This window comes from Achromobacter sp. (assembly GCF_032102605.1).
In the GTDB taxonomy this organism is placed as follows: Bacteria; Pseudomonadota; Gammaproteobacteria; order Burkholderiales; family Burkholderiaceae_B; genus Achromobacter.
On record NZ_DAMDGT010000003.1, the window covers coordinates 178928 to 197396 of the forward strand.

Sequence of the window (18469 nt, forward strand, 5' to 3'; positions counted from 1 at the left end):
CGTGGCCGTTTCAATATGGCCTGCGACCTTTTTTGACGCGGCTCAAGCCCCGTCGAGCGAGCCATGTCGAGGACGGCGAAGTCAATCCTGGACAGCCGCGACTTCACCCGCGAGCATCTTCACGCCCGGCAGTTCGCACTCGTACACCGCCTGGGCAAGCGCCTCGATGGCGGCAAGGCGCGGAAAACTGCGGCGCCACGCCAGCACGACGCGACGTTCCGGCACATATCCATCGAAAGGCAGATAGCGCAGCAGGCTGTTGGCCGGCGGATGCTCGGGCACAGCAGTGACGGGCAGCACCGTGACGCCAATGCCCGCCGCCACCATGTGCCGAATGGTTTCCAGCGACGAGCCTTCGAAGGTGCGCTGGATGCCGTCGCTGGCGGCCGAAAACCGCGACAGCTCGGGACAGACTTCCAGCACCTGGTCGCGGAAACAATGGCCGCTGCCCAACAGCAGCATGGTCTGCTGCTTGAGGTCCTGCGCGTCGATGGCCTTGCGCTGCGCAAGCTCGTGATCGTTCGGCACCGCCACTACGAACGGCTCGTCGTACAGCGGCTGCATGACCAGGCCGGCCTCGGGCAGGGGCAAAGCCATGATGGCGCAGTCGATCTCGCCCTGGCGCAGCAGCTCCACCAGGCGGACCGTGAAGTTTTCCTGCAGCAGCAGCGGCATCTGCGGCGTGCGCCCGATCTGCACGGGCACCAGCTTCGGCAACAGGTACGGGCCGATAGTGTGGATGACGCCCACGCGCAAGGGTCCGGCAAGCGGGTCGTGCCCCTGCCTGGCAATTTCCTTGATGCTGGCGCTTTCTTCCAAGACCTTTTGCGCCTGCGCGACGATGCGCTGGCCGATGGGCGTCACGCCCACCTCGGCGCCGCCGCGTTCGAACAGCGTCACGCCCAGTTCGTCTTCGAGCTTGCGTATGGCGACCGACAGAGTCGGCTGGCTCACGAAACAGGCCTCGGCCGCGCGGCCGAAGTGCCGCTCTCGCGCAACCGCGACGATGTATTTCAGTTCAGTGAGAGTCATGGTGGACTAAGCCCCCGGGGTTATGCGCAAGGCCGCGTGGCCCGCGCTGAGAGAATTGAGGTTCGCGCCGGACCGCATGGTCAAGTCCGCAGGAAGTCTTCACGGCCGCGCATCCAGCGCGCCAGATGCGCATCGACGGCAGCCGGATGTTCGGCGCGCAGCCACACGGCGGCGTCGCGCGCGTCCTCGGCAATCGCCGCGTCGGTTTCCAGGTCGGCGAAGCGCAGCAGCGCCATGCCCGACTGGCGCGTGCCCAGGAATTCGCCCGGGCCGCGCTGTTCCAGGTCGCGCCGGGCGATCTCAAAGCCATCCGACGTTTCGAACATGGCGCGCAGGCGTTCCCGCGCCACCTGCGACAGCGGCGTCTGGTACAGCAACACGCAAACGGATTCGGCGGTGCCCCGCCCTACCCGCCCGCGCAGCTGATGCAGCTGGGCCAGGCCGAAGCGTTCCGCGTGCTCGATCACCATGAGCGAAGCGTTCGGCACGTCCACGCCGACTTCGATGACCGTCGTGGCCACCAGCAGATCGACCTCGCCATCGCGAAAGGCCTGCATCACCGCCGCTTTCTCGGCCTGAGGCAGGCGACCGTGCACCAGCCCGATGCGCAGGTCAGGCAAGTCGACCCGCATGCCCTCGTAGGTGTCTACGGCGGTCTGCAATTCCAGCGCCTCGCTTTCCTCGACCAACGGACAGACCCAGTACGCTTGCTGCCCGCCGCGGGCGGCCTGGGCGATATGCGCGATCACTTCCTCGCGCCGCGCATCCGACACCAGCTTGGTCACCACGGGGCTGCGCCCGGGCGGCAGTTCATCGATGACCGATACGTCCAGATCGGCAAAAAAGGTCATGGCCAACGTGCGGGGGATGGGCGTGGCGCTCATGTTGAGCTGATGCGGCACGATGCGGCCGCGCACGGTTTCGCCCTTGCGCGTCAGCGCCAGGCGTTGCCCCACGCCAAAGCGATGCTGCTCGTCAACGATGGACAGGCCAAGCCGATGGAATTCAACGTGGTCCTGGATAATCGCCTGCGTGCCCACCACCAATTGAACGCTGCCGTCCGCGGCCGCGGCGGCGGCTTCGCGCCTGGCCTTGGCGGTCAGGCTGCCGCTGAGCCACGCGACGTTGACGCCCAGCGGCTGCAGCCACGACACCAGTTTGCGGAAGTGCTGCTCCGCCAGGATTTCGGTGGGCGCCATCAACGCGACCTGCGCTCCCCCGGCAATGGCCTGCGCGGCGGCGATCGCCGCCACGACGGTCTTGCCGCTGCCCACGTCGCCCTGCAGCAGGCGATGCATGGGATATGGCTTGGCCAGGTCGGCGGAGATTTCCTGGACGACCCGCTCTTGCGCGGCGGTCAGCTTGAACGGCAGCCCTTCGTACAGCTTGGCGACAAGCCCGCCAGGGCGTGTCTGGACAGGCAGGGACTCTGCTTCCTTGATGCGGCGGGCGGCGCGGGCCGCCGCCAGCGACAGCTGCTGCGCCAGCAGCTCATCGAATTTGATGCGGCGCCATGCCGGGTGCACGCGATCCAGCAAGGCCTGCTCGGATTCGCCTTGCGCAGGCGTGTGCAACGCACGGATGGCAGGTTCAAACGGCGGCAGGCCGTAGCGCGCACGCGCCTCGTCGGGCAGTGTGTCGGACAGGTCCGCGCGATCGAGCGCCTGCGCAATCGCGCGGCGCAGCGTCAGCTGCGGCAGACCTTCGGTGGTTGGATAGACGGGTGTCAGCGCGGTTGGCAAGGGAGCGTCGGCGTTGGTCAGGCGCGGATGCACCATCTCGCGGCCGAAGAGGCCGCCGCGCACTTCCCCGCGGGCGCGCAACCGCTTGCCCACGGTGACCTGTTTCTGTTGGCTGGGATAGAAATTCAGCCAGCGCAGCTGCAATTCGCCGCTTTCGTCGGCCAACGTGGCGGTGAGCTGGCGCCGAGGCCTGTACAGGACCTCGGACTTGGTGATTTCGCCCTCGACCTGGCCGGCAAAGCCGGGCCGCAGCGAACTGATCGGGATGACGCGGGTTTCGTCCTCGTAGCGCAGCGGCAGGTGCAGCACGAAGTCCTCGGGCAGCACCAAGCCCAGGTTACGAAGCTTGCGCTCCGTATCCGTCATCGGTTTGCCGGCGCCGTTCTTGTCGGCGCCGGTTCGCTTGGAGGCCACGGCTGCGGCCGGCATGAAGGAACGAACCCCTGGAATGAAACGTCCGGGCGTGCGTTACAGGACCAGGATGGCTTCGACTTCGAACTGCGCGCCCTTGGGCAGGCTGGCCACGCCGATGGTGGAGCGCGCCGGGAACGGCTGGGGAATGATCTCGGCCATGATCGCGTTGGCCGCCGTGAACTTGCCCAGGTCGGTCAGGAACAGCGTGAGCTTGACCACGTTGTCCAGCGTGCCGCCGGCCGCCTTGATGACTTCCTGCATGTTGGCGAAAGCCTGACGCACCTGTGCGTCGAAGTTCTCGGATACCAGGTCGCCGGTGCCCGGCTCCAGGCCGATCTGGCCCGAGAGATAGACAGTCTTGGTGCCGCTGACGGCAACCGCTTGCGAGTAAGGGCCGACGGCGGCGGGCGCGGCGTCGGTATGAATGATTTGCTTGCTCATGGGCGGAATCCTTCTGGTGACGGATAGAAGCTACAACTATCGAAGTTTAAACAGCAATAGACATTTGCGAAAGTGGCGGTTTGCCGTAAAGATGGCCTAGGGCCGTTCCTCGTCTTCCGCCTGATGGCCTGCGCCGCCGATGTCGCCACGATGCGCGATCAGCAATTCGACCAGTGCCTGCGCGGCCACCGACAGGCCGCGGCCCTTGCGCCGGACCAGGTACAAGGGCCGTGTCAGGGCGCGCCCCGCAAGCGGCACGACCCGCAGGTCGTCGCTGCGGAAATGAAATAGCGTCATGGCGGGCACCACGGATACGCCAAGGCCGGCGCGCACCAGTCCCGTTACGGTCGCCAGATGCTCGACCTCGAAGACGGGCGGCGGCGCCTCGGCGCCCAAGGCCTCGTCCAGATGTTTGCGCACACTGCTGCCGCGCGCAAGCTGAATGATGGGATGCCGCAGGACATCGCGCAGCCGCACCCGCGACTGGCTGGCCAGGGGATGATCGGGCCGGCACACCAGGAAGTAGCGGTCTGCATGCAGGAAATCGCTATCCAGGTCGGTCATGTCCGGCCGGCGCGAGGCGACCGCAAAGTCAACCACCCCGCTTTGCACCATGTCCAGGCACGGATCAAGCAAGGCATCCCGCAGATCCAGCACGATGCCGGGATGATCCTGGCGAAAGCGCGCCAGCAGCCCGGGCAGCCAGCCCGCGGCCAACGACGGCAGCGCGGCCAGCGTCACCCTGCCCCGGCGCCGCGCCGCAAGGTCCCGCAGGTCGCCCATGGCCAGGTCCATGTCCGCCAGCAGCCGCCGTGCGGACGCGTCCAGCACTTTTCCTTCCGCGGTGAGTTCGACGTGGCGCGTGTTGCGGTTGAAAAGGCGAAGTCCCGCGCTGTCTTCCAGCGACCGGATCAACGCGCTGAACGCCGGCTGCGTCAGGTGGCAGCGCTGCGCGGCGCGCGTAAAGTGCTTTTCGTCGGCGAGCGCCACGAAGGCGCGCAATTGGCGTGAGGAAAGATTCATGGCTTTCTTGGATTAATCGATCCGATCTTTCTATTTTACGGATGACGGCCGCTTCCCTATAGTCATTGGCATCCTTGAACGCGCCTGGACCGCTCATGCCTCAAACTCCCCTGCTCATCGGTTGCGCATCCGGATTCTCCGGCGACCGCACGGACGGCGCCGCGGCCGTCGTGCGCACCCTTGCCGCCCGGGGCGGCGGCACATTGATATTTGAAACGCTGGCCGAACGCACGCTGGCGCTGGCGCAACTGGCCCGCAATGACGACCCAACCCGCGGCTATGAACCGCTGCTGGACGAGCTGGTCAGCCCGATACTGGCCGACTGCCTGCGACACGGCATCAACATCGTCAGCAATTTCGGCGCGGCCAACCCGCCCGCCGCTGCGCGACGCATCGCCGAACTCGCGCGCCAACAAGGCCTGCCCACGCCGCGTATCGCCGTCGTGCATGGGGATGCCCTGAACACGCCTGCCCATCGCAGCCTGTTGACGCAGCGTCTGGGCGCCGCGCTCGAAGGCCTGGACATCGTCAGCGCTACCGCCTATCTCGGCGCCACCGAGATCGCCCAGGCGCTTGCCGCTGGCGCGCAGATCGTGGTGGCCGGGCGCGTCGCGGATCCTTCGCTGACCCTGGGCCCGGCCTTGGCGCATTTTGGCTGGGACGCGTCGGACTGGCCGCGACTGGGACGCGCCACCATGGCAGGCCACATGCTGGAATGCGGCCTGCAGGTCACCGGCGGCTATTTCTGCGTGCCCGGGCTGAAGGAAGTGCCGGACGTGCATGCCGCGGGCTTTCCCATCGCCGAGATCCAGGCGGATGGCGAGTTCGTGATCGGCAAGGCCGACGGCACGGGCGGCGCCGTCGACGCGCGCACGGTGAAGGAACAGTTGCTGTACGAGGTCCATGACCCGGCGCGCTACCTTACGCCGGACGTGGTGGCCGACCTGAGCCAGGCCCGCGTCGTCGAACTGGGCGCCAACCGGGTCGCGGTCCAGGGCATCACCGGCCATGCGCGTCCCGACGAACTGAAGGTAAACGTCTGCTATCGCGGCGGCTGGCTGGCAGAAGCCGAAATCTCCTATGCCGGCGTTCAGGCCGAGGCGCGCGCGCGACTGGCCGCGGACATCGTGCAAAAGCGCCTGGGCGACGCATTCAAGCTGCGCGCGGACCTGATCGGAGCCATCAGCATCCTGGGCGATGACGCCGGCCGGATGCGAGGCGCCTTGCCCGACGGGCACGCGCGCGACGTCCGGCTGCGGCTGGCCACGGAGAACGCGGATCGCGCCCAGGCCGAACGTGTGCTGCGCGAAGTGACTGCGCTATACACCTGCGGACCCGCGGGTGGCGGCGGTGTGCGCACGGCCCTGCGTCCCCGCCTGAACATGATGTCCTGCACCATCCCCCGCGACGCCGTAGACAGCGGCTGGAACTTCCTGGAGGAAATCTCGCCATGACCCAGACTCCCGCCCTGCTTGCCGTGCCGCTGTATCGGCTGGCCCACAGCCGCTCCGGGGACAAGGGCGACATCTCGAACCTGAGTCTCATCGCCTGGGACCCGGAATGCTATGACGTCCTGGCCTCGCAGGTCACCGAAACTCGCGTTGCAGAGTGGTTCGCCTACCGCCATCCCAAACGTGTCACGCGTTACGCGCTACCCATGCTCAATGCCATGAACTTCGTGCTCGAAGGCGTGCTGGATGGCGGCGTCAACGATGCGCTCAACCTGGACACGCACGGCAAGAGCCTGTCCTTCCGATTGCTGGACATGACGGTGGAGGTCAGCCCCGAGCTGGCGCGCCGGCTGCCAGACATACCTGGCGACCGTCCCCCGGCCGCCTGACTTCCGTTCCCATAAGAAAACACCACAGGAGACACATATGCGCATCGCTACCAAAGGCCGGCTGGCCCTGCTGCTGGCCGCAGCCCTGCCGCTGACGGCCATGGCCCAATTTCCCACCAAGCCCATCACCTTCATCGTGCCGTTTGCGGCCGGCAGCGCCACCGACCAGATCGGCCGGGCCATCGGCCAGGGCGTATCGGAACAGACCGGTCAGGCCGTCGTCATCGAAAACAAGCCGGGCGCCAGCGCGATGATCGGCGCCGCAGCCGGCGCGCGAGCCGCCCCGGACGGCTACACCGTGCTGATCACCACCAACACCACGCACGCCGCCAACGAACATCTGTACAAGTCCTTGACCTACGATCCGGTCAAGGACTACGCGCCGCTGACGCTGCTGGGCAAGGGCGGGCAAATCATGGTGGTGAATCCCAACTCGCCGGCCAAGACGGTGGGCGACTTCCTGGCGCAGGCCAAGCAGTCGCCCGGCAAGCTGAGCTTTGGCAGCGGCAGCTCCAGCAGCCGCATCGCGGGCGAGTTGCTGCAGCAGATGGCGAACGTGCAGCTGCTGCACGTGCCCTACAAGAGCAACCCGCTGGCGGTCACCGACCTGCTCGGTGGACAGATCGACATGATGATCACGGACACCGCTACCGGCCTGCCGCAGGTCAAGTCGGGCAAGCTGCGCGCACTGGGTGTCACGGGCCAGGCGCGCTCACCGTTGGCGCCTGACGTGCCCACCATTTCGGAAGCCGGCGTGCCCGGCTACGAGATGGGCTATTGGTTCGCGGCCTATGCTCCGGCCGGTACGCCCGCCGACGTGGTCAAGCGCCTGAACGAGTTGCTGGTCAATGCCACCAAGGCCAAGGCCGCCCAGCAGTTCTACGCGCAGACCGGCACCGACGTGGCCACGTCCACGCCCGATGAACTGGCCAAATTCCAGCAGGCCGAATCCAAGAAGTGGGGCGACATCATCAAGAAGGCCGGCATCCAGCCCGAGTAACGCCACTGCTCCACGCGTTCCAAAGCAAAAAACCCATCGCAGCTGCGATGGGTTTTTTATTGGCCTGAAGATGCCAGCGGGATTATTTGTCGACGAACGCGCGTTCGACCACGTAGTCGCCCGGCTGACCCACGCCCGGCGACACCGCGAAGCCGCGGCTGTCGAGCATGGCGCTGATGTCGGCCAGCATATGCGGGCTGCCGCAAATCATGGCGCGGTCGGTTTCGGGGTTGATCTGCGGAATACCGATATCCGCGCACAGCTTGCCGTTTTCAAGCAGTTCGGTGATGCGGCCTTGGTTGCGGAAAGGCTCGCGCGTCACCGTGGGGTAGTACACGAGCTTGTCGCGCACGATGTCGCCGAAGAATTCGTTGTTCGGCAACTCGTTTTCGATGAAGTCGGCGTAGGCCAGTTCACTGACCCAGCGCACACCGTGCACCAGGATGACCTTGTCGAAGCGTTCGTAGACGTCGGGGTCTTTGATGATGCTCATGAAGGGAGCCAGGCCCGTGCCCGTTCCGAACAGGAACAGGTGCTTGCCGGGTTTCAGGTCGTCGACGACCAGCGTGCCCACCGGCTTGCGGCTGACAAGGATGGTGTCGCCTTCTTTCAAATGCTGCAGGCGCGACGTGAGCGGCCCGTTCTGCACCTTGATGCTGAGGAATTCGAGGTTTTCTTCGTAGTTGGCGCTGGCGATGCTGTAGGCCCGCAGCAGCGGCTTGCCTTCAACCTCGAGGCCGATCATCACGAAGTGGCCGTTGTGGAACCGCAAGGCCGCGTCACGCGTCGTGGTGAAGGAAAACAGGGTGTCGTTCCAGTGGTGCACGCTTAGTACGCGCTCAGTGTTGAAAGCAGCCATGTCGTATTGAGTAAGGGCGGGCAGTGATCGGGCGAGGCCCGGCTTAGCCGCGGGAGCGTTCCCGGCCGCATAAAGGGCGCAGCCGGCATTAGGGTTGACCCTATTCTACAGGGTCTTGATGATAACTGCTCTCATTATTCCGTAATACCCTTATGCCTTCTTGATAGGGATCAAGGACTTGAACCCCTGGCTTACGAGTAGTTGAACGGTGATGTGCTTCCTGTTATTGTCGCATTCTCACTTGATAATCATTTTCGTTAGCAGACCGGTTTTAGCGGCGTGACACCCTGCGCGCCGCAGCTTCGTTCGTCTCAGACCTAGCTGGAGTTCCTTCATGACCAAGCGTCCCCAACTGAATTCGCTGCTGCGCGCCCTGGCGCTGGCCGGCGCCGCCGCCTTCACCGTGTCGGCCAATGCCGCAGAGGAAGTCAGCCTCTACACCACCCGGGAACCCAAGCTTATCCAGCCGCTGCTGGATGCGTTCACCAAGGAAAGCGGCATCAAGGTCAACACGGTGTTCGTCAAGGACGGCCTGCTCGAGCGCGTCAAGGCCGAAGGCGCCAAGTCGCCCGCCGACGTGCTGATGACCGTCGACATCGGCAACCTGCTGGACCTGGTGGACGGCGGCGTGACGCAGTCCGTCAAGTCTGAAACGCTGGAATCGGTCATCCCCGCCAACCTGCGCGGCGCCGACGGCAAGTGGTATGCGCTTTCGCTGCGCGACCGCGTGCTGTACGTGGAAAAAGACCTGAAGCTGGAATCCTTCCGCTACGAAGATTTGGCCGATCCCAAGTGGAAGGGCAAGGTCTGCATCCGTTCCGGCCAGCACCCGTACAACACCGCCTTGGTCGCGTCGATGATCGCGCACGACGGCGCCGAAGCCACCGAAAAATGGCTGCGTGGCGTCAAGGCCAACCTGGCCCGCAAGGCCGCCGGCGGCGACCGCGACGTGGCGCGTGACATCCTGGGCGGCATCTGCGACATCGGTCTGGCCAACGCCTATTACGTCGGCCACATGAAGAACGCCGAAGCCGGCACCGACGCCCGCAAGTGGGGCGACGCCATCAAGGTCATCCGCCCGACCTTCGCCAACGCCAAGAGCGGCGGCACGCACGTGAACGTCAGCGGCGCCGCCGTTGCCGCGCATGCGCCGAACAAGGCCAATGCAGTCAAGCTGCTGGACTTCCTGGTTTCCGAGCCCGCCCAGGCGCTGTACGCCCAGGCCAACTACGAATACCCCGTCCGCAAGGGCGTGAAGCTGGACCCGGTGATTGCCAGCTTTGGCGAGCTGAAGGTCGATCCCCTGCCCCTCACCGAGATCGCCAAGCATCGCAAACAAGCCAGCGAACTGGTGGACAAGGTCGGCTTCGACAACTGATAAACCGCGGGAAGGCCATGCCCACGGGCGTGGCGCGACCTTCGCGGCACTGACACGCGCGTCCCGCCACCGGCGCCGCGCGTAGGGCCTGTTCCCCCTTTTTGGGGGGAACAGGCCTTGCCTTTGATGCCATCGACTTTGAAGCATGCATATAGATTCCTTGCCCCGGCCGCTGCGTCTGCGCTGGGCTGAACGCGGCACCGGCTGGCTGGCCGGCGCCGTCCTGATCGCGCTGGCCGTGCTGGCGCCGATATTGACGCTGGGCTGGTGGGCGCTGGGCGGCAGCCTGGCGCACTGGCAGCACCTGGCCAGCTACGTGCTGCCGCAAGCACTGACGAACACCGCCATCCTGCTGGCTGGCGTCGGCGTCCTGGTGACGCTGCTCGGCACCGGCGCCGCATGGCTGGTGACGGCGTACGAATTTCCCTCGCGGCGCATCCTGACCTGGGCCCTGCTGCTGCCCCTGGCCGTTCCCACCTACATCATTGCCTTCGCGTACCTGGACCTGCTGCATCCCATCGGACCCATCCAGTCGGCCATCCGGACGCTGCTGGGCTATGACAGCCCTCGGCAGTTTCGCCTGCCCGACCTGCGCTCGATCTACGGCGCGATCTTCGTGCTGGGCTTCGTGCTGTATCCGTATGTCTACCTGAGCACGCGCGTCATGTTCATGACGCAGGCCGCCAGCCTCCTCGAAGCCGCCCGCACCCTGGGCGCGGGACGCGTGGCGGTGTTCTGTCGGGTCGCCCTGCCCCTGGCTCGACCTGCCATCGTCGTCGGCGTGAGCCTGGCCCTGCTGGAAACGCTGAATGACATCGGGGCATCCGAGTTCCTGGGTGTGCAGACGTTGACCGTCTCCGTGTACACCACCTGGGTCACGCGTTCCGATCTGGCGGGCGCGGCGCAGATCGCGCTGACCATGCTGGCTATCGTCATCGGACTTATCCTGCTGGAACGTCATGGCCGCAAGCGCCAACGGTATGCCAACACCCAACGTATGCGCCCGATGCAGCCGCGCCGGCTGCGCGGGGCAGCAGCCGCCGCCGCGGTCGCGCTCGGCTGGATTCCCGTTCTGATCGGCTTTGCGGCGCCCGCGCTGTATCTGGTCGTGGAAACCTACAAGCGCCTGCATCTGGTGGGCGGCGTATCGGACCAGTTGATCCACGGCCTCAGCAATACCGTGATCGTGGCCTCGTGCGCCACCGTCGTCACGCTGCTTTGCGGTCTGGTCGTCGCCTGGGCCGGCCGCAGCCTGCGCGAGAGCGCCAGCTTCAACCCGGGGCGCGCGTGCGCGCGAATCGCCAGCCTGGGCTACGCCGTGCCCGGAACCGTGCTGGCCATCGGGCTGCTGACGCCCTTCGTCTGGATCGACACCGCCGTCGCGCGGGTGTTCGGTGGCGCCGGCCTGTTCATGATGGGATCGATGGGCGCGCTGGTGTGCGCCTACGCCATCCGCTTCATGGCAATTTCGACCGGCGCGCTGGAGGCCGGCCTGGCGCGGATTCCTCCGTCGCTGGAACAGGCCTCGCGCCTGCTGGGCGAAACGTCTGCCGGCACGCTGCGCCGCGTCCACCTGCCCCTGCTGCGCCCGGCGCTGGCCGCCAGCGCGTTGCTCGTGTTCGTGGATGCCATGAAAGAACTGCCCGCGACGCTGCTGCTGCGACCCATGAACTTCGACACCCTGGCCACGTGGCTCTACGCGGAGGCCGCGCGCGGCACGTACGAGGAAGGGGCCGTGGCCGCGCTGGCCATCGTGCTGGCCGGCCTGCTGCCCGTTATCCTGCTGGCGCGCACCAATCTGAAAATGGGACATTGATCATCGTGCCCGATCTGCTTGAAATCGACCATATCTCTCTCGCCTACGACACCCCTGCCGGCCTGAAGCCGATCGTGCAGGATCTGTCGCTGGGCTTGCCCACGGGCCACATCGGCTGCCTGCTGGGCGAGTCCGGCTGCGGCAAGACCACGGTGCTGCGCGCCATCGCCGGCTTCGAGCCGGTGCGCGCGGGCCGCATTTTGCTGGACGGCGCCGTCATCTCTTCGCCAACCGAACAGGTTGCGCCAGAGTTGCGGCGCGTCGGCATGATGTTCCAGGACTATGCGCTGTTTCCGCATCTGACGGTCGCGCTGAACGTGGCCTTCGGCCTGCGCAAGATGCCGCGTCCCGAACGCGCGCGCCGGGTTGAGGAAATGCTGGAACTGGTTGGCCTGGCGCATGCGGCCAACAGCTACCCGCACGAAATTTCCGGCGGCCAGCAACAGCGAGTGGCGCTGGCGCGCGCGCTCGCGCCGTCGCCCGATCTGCTGCTGCTGGACGAACCATTCTCGAACCTGGACGTGGACACGCGCGAACGGCTTGCCTTCGAGGTGCGCGAAATCCTGAAGACCACGGGGCATACCGCCATCCTGGTCACGCACAATCAAGCAGAAGCGTTCGCCATTGCCGACCGCATCGGCGTGATGTCCAAGGGCAGGATCGCGCAGTGGGACAGTCCGTACAACCTGCACCACAATCCGGCCGATGCCTTCGTGCGGGATTTCATCCGCCGCGAGGCGCTTGAAGAGCAGCGCGAGCAGGCGCTGGCGCGCGGCCGCTAGCTGCGATGATCGAAGGGCCGCCAGCCAGGCTGCTGGCGGAACCCCGCCGCGCGGATCAGTCTGCCGACAGCTTGACCTTCTGGGACAGCGCCTTGAAGGCCTCGTGCTGGCTTTGGGTCAGACGTTCGACTTCCTGCGGCGTGGACCCATAAGGCATGAAGCCGGCCTTTTCCAGCTTGTCCTTCACGTCAGGCATGGCCAACGCGGACTGAAAGGCTTCGCTCAGGATGCGAGTCACCTCGGGCGACATCCCGGCCGGCCCATACACCGCGAACCAGGGATCCACGACGGCGCCCGCGTAGCCCAATTCAGCCAGCGTGGGCACATCCGGCAGGGCCGGCGCGCGCTTGCTGCCCGTGACCGCAAGGGCGCGGACCTTGCCCGCATTGATGTGCGGCAACGAGGCGGGTAGATTGTCGAACATCACCGGCAGGTGTCCGCCCAGGAGGTCGTTCAGGCCCTGAGCGCTCCCCTTGTAGGGCACGTGTTGCATGCCGGCTCCGGTCAACTGGTCGAACATCACCCCCGCGAGGTGCATCGACGTGCCCGCGCCGGGCGTCCCGAATGAAGTGCCGGGATGCGTCTTGGCGTATGCGACCAGATCCTTGACGCTGTCCACCTTCAGAGCCGGTCCAACCTCGAGGACCACGGAAGACGCCCCCAGCATGCTCACGCCGGTGAAATCCTTGGTCGGGTCGAATGGCATCTTCGGATACACGAAGGGATTAAGCGCATTCGTGGATATCGCACCAAATCCGATGACGTAGCCGTCCGGCGCCGCTTTGGCGACGGCGTCCATGCCGATGTTGCCGCCTGCGCCAGGACGGTTCTCGACAATGACGGCCTGTCCCAGCTTCTCTGCCACTTTCTGGCCCGCCGTGCGCGCCACCAGATCGGTGGTTCCGCCGGCGGTGTACGGCACGATAAAGGTGATAGGTTTGGTTGGGTAATCTGCGGCGTGCGCGAGTGCGGCGCTTTGGACCAACGCCAGAGCGGCCAGGCCGCGCAGCGAACGCGAAGTGTGGCGATGCATAGTGTCTCCATCCCGTTTGTTGTTAGGCACGGGTAGCGCATCTTATCGCTGCGCAGGCTCACCGCCCAGTGCTGGCCGCCGCTTGTTCCTCCACGTATCAATTCATGTTCCTCCGCGGGCGTTTATCGCCCGCGGGCCAGCTCCTATAGTTCTCCTCACTGTCTGAGCGCGCAGGCACCCTCAAATGCCAGAACCGGAGAATTGAAAATGTCCAACAAGACTGTAGTGATCACGGGCGCGTCCAGCGGTATCGGATTCGCCCTGGCGCAGGCCTACCTGCGCCGCGGTGACAACGTGGTGGGCAATGCCCGCAGCAAGGAAGGCCTGGAGGCCGCGGCGCAACGCCTTGGTGACCTTGCCGCGGGCCGGCCCGCGACCTTTCTTCCTGTCGCCGGCGACATTGCGCTGGCCAGCACGGCGCGAGACATCGTGCGCCAGGCCATCGAGCGCTTCGGCAAGATCGACGTGCTGGTCAACAACGCCGGCATCTTCATCCCCAAACCGCTGGGCGAATACACCGACGAAGACCTGGACCGCATCATCGACACCAACCTGAAAGGCTTCTTCCACATCACCCAGCAGGCCGTCGCCCACATGGCGGAAAACCGCGATGGCCATATCGTCAACATCACGGCCAGCATCGCCATGCAACCCAGCACCCGGGTGCCGGCGCTGTTGCCCGTGCTGATCAAGGGTGGCTTGAATCACGCCACCCGCGGGCTGGCGATTGAACTTGCCGACAAGAACATCCGCGTGAACGCGGTGGCGCCGGGCATCATCGAAACACCGATGCACGACCCGGGCAGTTTCCACTTCCTGAAGTCGCTGCAGCCCGCGGGCCATCTCGGCAAGGTGGACGACATTGTCGGCGCGGTCACGTATCTGACCGACTCCGCCTTCACCACCGGCGCCATTCTCCCTGTCGATGGCGGCGCTGCCGCTGGCCATTGGTAGCATTCACCCGTGCCGCCCTCGGGAATCCCGCGGGCGGCACACCTACAGCGAGCCTTGCCATGTCCGTTGAATCCAGATTGGCCGAACTTGGCCTCAGCCTCCCCCCTGCCCCGCAGCCGCTGGGCCAATACACCGCCGTCAGCCAGGCCGGCGACCTGCTGTTCATCTCCGGCCAATTGCCGCTGCGCGACGGCCGCGTCGTATGGCAGGGACGGGTCGGCGCGGAACTGACGCTTGAAGAGGGGCGACGAGCCGCGGAACTGGCGGCCTTGAATGTGCTGGCGCAGATCCGCGAGCACGCCGGCAGCTTCGACGCGCTGGACCACATTGTCCGCGTCGAAGGCTACGTCGCCAGCGCGCCGGGCTTCCTGGACCAGCCCAAGGTAATAGACGGCGCATCGGGTCTTTTCGCGCGAGTGCTGGGCGACAAGGCGGGCCATGCTCGCACGGCGAATTCCGTCTCGCAGCAGCCGGGCAACGTCGCCGTGATCCTGGTGGTGATCGCCCAGCTTGCCCGCGCCGAAAACCGCGCTTAACGCGCCAGCCGGTCGACCAGGAAATCGACGAATGCGCGCACCCGGCGCGGCACATGCCTCGCGTGGGGATACAGCAATACGAAAGGCCGGGTGCTGCCGCCATACTGGCCAAGCACCTCGACCAGCCTGCCCTGCCGCAGGTCTTCTTCCACCACGAACCGATAGGTCTGGAACAGACCTGCCCCGGCTCTGGCCAGCGTCACGCCGCCCAAGACGTCTTCGGCCGTGCCATAGGGGCCGTCCGTCTGGACGTCGTCGTGCTCTTCGTCCCGCAGAAATGTCCAAGGAATCCGTCGGCCGCTGCTGGGTCGATCGAACTGAATGCAGTCATGCGCGCCAAGGTCGTCGAGCTCCTTCGGGGTGCCGCGCCGGCGCAGGTAGTCCGGAGATCCCACCACGACCAGTTCGGCGTCCTCCAGCTTGCGTGCGATCAACGCGGAATCGTCCGGCGCCCGCCCGCGCACGGACAAGTCATAGCCGTCGTCAGCAAAATCGACATTGCGGTTGCTGATATGGATGTGCACATCGACATTGGGGTGTAGCTCGCGGAATGCAGGCAATAGCGGCAGGACCCGGTAGTGGGCATACGGGGTCGGCAGGCTGATGCGCAATCTGCCCGCCGCCTCCTGGCCGCCCACCTGCCGCTCTGCGTCGACGAGCTGCGCGATCGCGGGGCGCACCTGCTCGAAGTACGCCCGCCCTTCGTCGCTCAGGCGGATGTGCCGGGTGCTGCGCACGAACAGGCGTATGCCCAGCCGCGCCTCCAGCCGCGACACGCTGCGGCTGACGGCGGCCGGCGTCACGCCGGCGGCGTTCGCCGCGGCGGTGAAGCTGCTGAGTTCCGCGGCCAGGCAGAAGATTTCGATACTGCCCAGCTGCAGGTCGTCAAAGTGGCGGGTCATGGAGGCTCCAGCGAAACGGATGGCGCGGCGGCCGTAAACCGCCCCCCGCACCCCTAGCGGCCGAGCACGTCGATGATGCGCTGGCCGATGTACTGGCCGTGAGTTTCCAGCGCGAAGTGACCGGTGTCCAGCAACTCAACGACCGCATCCGGATTGTCGCGCCGGTAGGCTTCGGCGCCGGGCGGAATGAAGAACGGGTCGTTGCGCCCCCAGATCGCCAGCGTCGGCAGCCGCGACTGACGGAAAAACTGCTGGAACGCCGGGTACAGCGTCAAGTTGTTCGCATAGTCCAGGAACAGGTCGAGCTGGATGTCCTTGTTGCCCGGACGTTCAAGCAGGGCCGCATCGAGCGTGTAGCCTTCCGGCGCGACGCTGTCGGGGTCGGCGACGCCATGCACGTACTGCCATTTCGTGCCTTCGAAATTTAGGATCGCATCATGGATGGTCTGCCGGTTCTGCGGCGAAGGATCCGCCCAATAGGCGCGGATCGGAGCCCAGGCGTCGCCCAGCCCGTCGAGATAGGCGTTGCCGTTCTGGGACACCAGGCCCGTAACGCGCTCCGGATGGGCCAAAGCCAGGCGCAGCCCGGTCGGGGCGCCATAGTCGAAAAAGAACAGGGCGTAGCGATCCAGGCGCAGCTCATCCACGAACGCTTCGAGCGACTTGGCCAGGTTGTCGAACGTGTAGCGATAGCCCCGCTCGGCCGGGACTTCCGTGAAGCCGAAACCGGGCAGATCGGGCGCGATGACCCGGAAATGGCTGGCAAGCTGCGGAATCAGATTGCGGAACTGGTGTGATGAGGTGGGAAAGCCGTGCAGCAGCAAGAGCACGGGCGCCTGCGGATTTCCGGCTTCACGGTAGAAGAAGCGCAGGCCGTCGGCCTTTGCGTGACGGTAGCGGACGGTGTTATCGGCTTGGGCGTTCATTTGGGTCTCCGGGCATGAGAAGGGAATACGGCGGATCGGGAAGCTTCACGACACAGTCTACGCACTTCGAGTAACCTGTCAATAGAATTTATACCGGTTACCGTACAGACCCGTTTATCTTTCCTGCTCACCTCGCTCCCGCCGGCCCGGGCTTGGCGCCCATAAAAAAGCCCGGCAGGCGCCGGGCGAAATATGGGTCTTGCGGATCACCGCGTCCTGGTGGCGGCGTCGTCGGATTCCCGCTTGCGAAAGGCCGCCACCTTATGGCGGTTGCCGCACAGCGCCATGCTGCACCAACGCCGCTTGTGGGATCGTGTGCGGTCGTAGAACCAAAGCGAGCAGGCGTCGCTTTCGCACTTGCGAACCAGGTCGAAATCGCCATGCACCAGCAGATCAGCGGCTGCCTCGGCAACGGGCAGGAGCCATTCCGCAGCTGTCCGCGAAGGATAGCGGCGCGCCAGCGACAAGCTGCTTCCGTCCTGCACGGCCAGCTCAAGATGGCTTCCGCCAGCCGCCAAGGCCCGATTCAGGGCGGAAAGCTCCAGGGGCGCGCCCGCCTTGCGCTGCGACACCAACAGACGGACGGCCTCACGCAGTTTGCGCGCGCCGTCCAGCAGCCCCGTCGGGGCCGCCTTCTGATCTGGCGCCATGCCCACCGACGCCAGCCAGGCGTTGACGTCCGAGTCGGACTGCCAGCGGTCCAACGGACCTGCGGCGCTTTGTTCGACGGTGTTGATCATGTCCAGGGCAACGTGGTCGCCCAATTCCCTGAAGTCAGGTGCTTGCGTCATGTTCATGGTGGCCTCCGGCGCCAGTGTAACCCTCAAAAATTAACAATAAAAGTTACACAAGCACTGGCCGACCACGCGTGATGATCATGCGCGCGGTTCGGGCAGCGGAATGTATTCCGTTTCGTCCCCGGGCACGATCTGATCGAAGCGGGTACGTTGCCACTCCTCTTTGGCCTGCTCGATGCGATCCTTGCTGCTGGAAACGAAGTTCCACCAGACAAAGCGCGGGCCATCCAGCGGCTCTCCGCCCAGCACGGCAAAGCGCGCCGCGGTCTTGGCGCGGACCTGGACGGGCTTGCCCGGGGCAAACACGACCAGGCGTCCGCTTTCGTAGGTCTGGCCGTCGATCTCAACGGTGCCTTGGGCCAGGTAGGCTGCGCGCTCCTCGTGCTCGGCCGGAAGCACCGTCACGGCGCCAGCCTGCAATTGAAGATCGCCGTAAAACAGCGGCGACAGCGTCTTGACCGACGAGGTCTTGCCGAACAGCGAACCCGCAACCACCTGGGCGCGCACGCCCTCGCCTTCGACGACGGGCTGGGCATCCAGACCGTAATGCGTGAAACCGGGGTCGGTTTCCTCGTGCGCCTTCGGGAGGCCAACCCAGATCTGCAGGCCACAGAGGCGTTGTGCAGCCAGCCGGCTTTCCGGCGACGAGCGTTCGGAGTGAACGATCCCGCGGCCGGCGGTCATCCAGTTCACTTCGCCAGGCAGAATCGTCTGGGTATGACCCGCGCCGTCGCGGTGAACCATGGAGCCTTCGTACAGATACGTGACTGTCGACAGCCCGATATGCGGATGTGGCCGCACGTCGATGCCGCTGCCCACGTCGAAGTCAGCCGGGCCCATGTGGTCCAGGAAGACGAACGGGCCCACGGTGCGGCGCTGCGCCGACGGGATGGCTCGGCGAACGGAAAATCCGCCCAGGTCGCTGGTGCGCGGCACCACAACGGTTTCGATCTGGCTTTCGCCTGCTTGGGACAAGGTCGACATGATGCAACGC

General features: G+C 65.6%; 18 protein-coding genes. 8 read left to right on the plus strand and 10 right to left on the minus strand.

All coding sequences use genetic code 11. The features are described 5' to 3' along the window. Positions 1–81 precede the first annotated feature (81 nt). From RT614_RS08755 to RT614_RS08770, 4 genes are all read right to left on the minus strand, one after another. Entirely contained in the window at positions 82–1032 is a 951-nt protein-coding gene (locus tag RT614_RS08755; protein ID WP_313621719.1) for a LysR substrate-binding domain-containing protein, read from the minus strand. Between the two features lie 80 nt (positions 1033–1112). Next, positions 1113–3203, minus strand: coding sequence for an ATP-dependent DNA helicase RecG (recG, locus tag RT614_RS08760; RefSeq protein ID WP_313621720.1), 2091 nt, complete (start codon positions 3201–3203; stop codon positions 1113–1115). A gap of 39 nt (positions 3204–3242) precedes the next feature. Continuing rightward, complete coding sequence (locus RT614_RS08765) at positions 3243–3629, minus strand: Rid family detoxifying hydrolase (RefSeq protein WP_313621721.1); 387 nt, start codon at positions 3627–3629, stop codon at positions 3243–3245. A gap of 96 nt (positions 3630–3725) precedes the next feature. Continuing rightward, positions 3726–4652, minus strand: coding sequence for a LysR family transcriptional regulator (locus tag RT614_RS08770; protein ID WP_313621722.1), 927 nt, complete (start codon positions 4650–4652; stop codon positions 3726–3728). 95 nt (positions 4653–4747) lie between these two features. Between RT614_RS08770 and RT614_RS08775 the strand changes: the two genes are divergently transcribed. Genes RT614_RS08775 through RT614_RS08785 form a run of 3 tightly spaced genes read left to right on the plus strand, consistent with a single transcriptional unit; the run spans position 4748 to position 7492 of the window. Further along, complete coding sequence (locus tag RT614_RS08775) at positions 4748–6106, plus strand: acyclic terpene utilization AtuA family protein (RefSeq protein ID WP_313621723.1); 1359 nt, start codon at positions 4748–4750, stop codon at positions 6104–6106. Continuing rightward, entirely contained in the window at positions 6103–6492 is a 390-nt protein-coding gene (locus RT614_RS08780) for a hypothetical protein (protein ID WP_313621724.1), read from the plus strand. Before RT614_RS08775 ends, RT614_RS08780 begins: the two co-directional genes overlap by 4 nt. 37 nt (positions 6493–6529) lie before the next feature. Then, complete coding sequence (locus RT614_RS08785; RefSeq protein WP_313621725.1) at positions 6530–7492, plus strand: tripartite tricarboxylate transporter substrate binding protein; 963 nt, start codon at positions 6530–6532, stop codon at positions 7490–7492. 82 nt (positions 7493–7574) lie between these two features. Here the strand turns inward: RT614_RS08785 and RT614_RS08790 are convergent, their stop codons facing one another. Then, complete coding sequence (locus tag RT614_RS08790) at positions 7575–8351, minus strand: ferredoxin--NADP reductase (protein ID WP_313621726.1); 777 nt, start codon at positions 8349–8351, stop codon at positions 7575–7577. Positions 8352–8685: 334 nt separating this feature from the next. Here RT614_RS08790 and RT614_RS08795 point away from each other — a divergent pair, with 334 nt between their 5' ends. The 3 genes from RT614_RS08795 (at position 8686) to RT614_RS08805 (ending at position 12327) form a co-directional block, all read left to right on the plus strand. Next, positions 8686–9729 (plus strand): Fe(3+) ABC transporter substrate-binding protein, encoded by a 1044-nt coding sequence (locus RT614_RS08795; RefSeq protein WP_313621727.1) that lies wholly within the window; start codon positions 8686–8688, stop codon positions 9727–9729. Between the two features lie 145 nt (positions 9730–9874). Then, complete coding sequence (locus RT614_RS08800) at positions 9875–11545, plus strand: iron ABC transporter permease (RefSeq protein WP_313621728.1); 1671 nt, start codon at positions 9875–9877, stop codon at positions 11543–11545. A gap of 5 nt (positions 11546–11550) precedes the next feature. Continuing rightward, entirely contained in the window at positions 11551–12327 is a 777-nt protein-coding gene (locus RT614_RS08805; protein WP_313621729.1) for an ABC transporter ATP-binding protein, read from the plus strand. Positions 12328–12382: 55 nt separating this feature from the next. Here the strand turns inward: RT614_RS08805 and RT614_RS08810 are convergent, their stop codons facing one another. After that, entirely contained in the window at positions 12383–13360 is a 978-nt protein-coding gene (locus tag RT614_RS08810; protein WP_313621730.1) for a tripartite tricarboxylate transporter substrate binding protein, read from the minus strand. Between the two features lie 207 nt (positions 13361–13567). On the opposite strand from RT614_RS08810, the gene RT614_RS08815 reads away from it, so the two are divergent. Together RT614_RS08815 and RT614_RS08820 are read left to right on the plus strand one after the other, a co-directional pair. Then, positions 13568–14314 carry an SDR family oxidoreductase gene (locus tag RT614_RS08815; RefSeq protein WP_313621731.1) on the plus strand — a complete coding sequence of 249 codons (747 nt, stop codon included), beginning with the start codon at positions 13568–13570 and terminating at the stop codon, positions 14312–14314. A 59-nt stretch (positions 14315–14373) separates the two neighbouring features. Beyond that, complete coding sequence (locus RT614_RS08820; RefSeq protein ID WP_313621732.1) at positions 14374–14850, plus strand: RidA family protein; 477 nt, start codon at positions 14374–14376, stop codon at positions 14848–14850. Here RT614_RS08820 and RT614_RS08825 read toward each other — a convergent pair. The 4 genes from RT614_RS08825 to RT614_RS08840 form a co-directional block, all read right to left on the minus strand. Further along, on the minus strand, positions 14847–15752 hold the full coding sequence (locus tag RT614_RS08825; RefSeq protein WP_313621733.1) for a LysR family transcriptional regulator: 906 nt from the start codon (positions 15750–15752) through the stop codon (positions 14847–14849). The genes RT614_RS08820 and RT614_RS08825 overlap by 4 nt on opposite strands. 53 nt (positions 15753–15805) lie before the next feature. Continuing rightward, complete coding sequence (locus RT614_RS08830; protein ID WP_313621734.1) at positions 15806–16678, minus strand: alpha/beta hydrolase; 873 nt, start codon at positions 16676–16678, stop codon at positions 15806–15808. Positions 16679–16884: 206 nt separating this feature from the next. Next, positions 16885–17475: a CGNR zinc finger domain-containing protein gene (locus tag RT614_RS08835; RefSeq protein WP_313621735.1), complete on the minus strand. Its 591-nt coding sequence runs from the start codon at positions 17473–17475 to the stop codon at positions 16885–16887. Positions 17476–17553: 78 nt separating this feature from the next. Continuing rightward, complete coding sequence (locus tag RT614_RS08840) at positions 17554–18459, minus strand: pirin family protein (protein WP_313621736.1); 906 nt, start codon at positions 18457–18459, stop codon at positions 17554–17556. Positions 18460–18469 lie beyond the last annotated feature (10 nt).

Coding starts and splice junctions, on each gene's coding strand:
- RT614_RS08785 (WP_313621725.1), top strand. CDS start 6,530: ATGCGCATCGCTACCAAAGGCCGGCTGGCCCTGCTGCTGGCCGCAGCC.
- RT614_RS08820 (WP_313621732.1), top strand. CDS start 14,374: ATGTCCGTTGAATCCAGATTGGCCGAACTTGGCCTCAGCCTCCCCCCT.
- RT614_RS08790 (WP_313621726.1), bottom strand. CDS start 8,351: ATGGCTGCTTTCAACACTGAGCGCGTACTAAGCGTGCACCACTGGAAC.
- RT614_RS08815 (WP_313621731.1), top strand. CDS start 13,568: ATGTCCAACAAGACTGTAGTGATCACGGGCGCGTCCAGCGGTATCGGA.
- RT614_RS08810 (WP_313621730.1), bottom strand. CDS start 13,360: ATGCATCGCCACACTTCGCGTTCGCTGCGCGGCCTGGCCGCTCTGGCG.
- RT614_RS08830 (WP_313621734.1), bottom strand. CDS start 16,678: ATGAACGCCCAAGCCGATAACACCGTCCGCTACCGTCACGCAAAGGCC.
- RT614_RS08755 (WP_313621719.1), bottom strand. CDS start 1,032: ATGACTCTCACTGAACTGAAATACATCGTCGCGGTTGCGCGAGAGCGG.
- RT614_RS08800 (WP_313621728.1), top strand. CDS start 9,875: ATGCATATAGATTCCTTGCCCCGGCCGCTGCGTCTGCGCTGGGCTGAA.
- RT614_RS08780 (WP_313621724.1), top strand. CDS start 6,103: ATGACCCAGACTCCCGCCCTGCTTGCCGTGCCGCTGTATCGGCTGGCC.
- RT614_RS08795 (WP_313621727.1), top strand. CDS start 8,686: ATGACCAAGCGTCCCCAACTGAATTCGCTGCTGCGCGCCCTGGCGCTG.
- RT614_RS08770 (WP_313621722.1), bottom strand. CDS start 4,652: ATGAATCTTTCCTCACGCCAATTGCGCGCCTTCGTGGCGCTCGCCGAC.
- RT614_RS08775 (WP_313621723.1), top strand. CDS start 4,748: ATGCCTCAAACTCCCCTGCTCATCGGTTGCGCATCCGGATTCTCCGGC.
- recG (WP_313621720.1), bottom strand. CDS start 3,203: ATGCCGGCCGCAGCCGTGGCCTCCAAGCGAACCGGCGCCGACAAGAAC.
- RT614_RS08825 (WP_313621733.1), bottom strand. CDS start 15,752: ATGACCCGCCACTTTGACGACCTGCAGCTGGGCAGTATCGAAATCTTC.
- RT614_RS08835 (WP_313621735.1), bottom strand. CDS start 17,475: ATGAACATGACGCAAGCACCTGACTTCAGGGAATTGGGCGACCACGTT.
- RT614_RS08765 (WP_313621721.1), bottom strand. CDS start 3,629: ATGAGCAAGCAAATCATTCATACCGACGCCGCGCCCGCCGCCGTCGGC.
- RT614_RS08840 (WP_313621736.1), bottom strand. CDS start 18,459: ATGTCGACCTTGTCCCAAGCAGGCGAAAGCCAGATCGAAACCGTTGTG.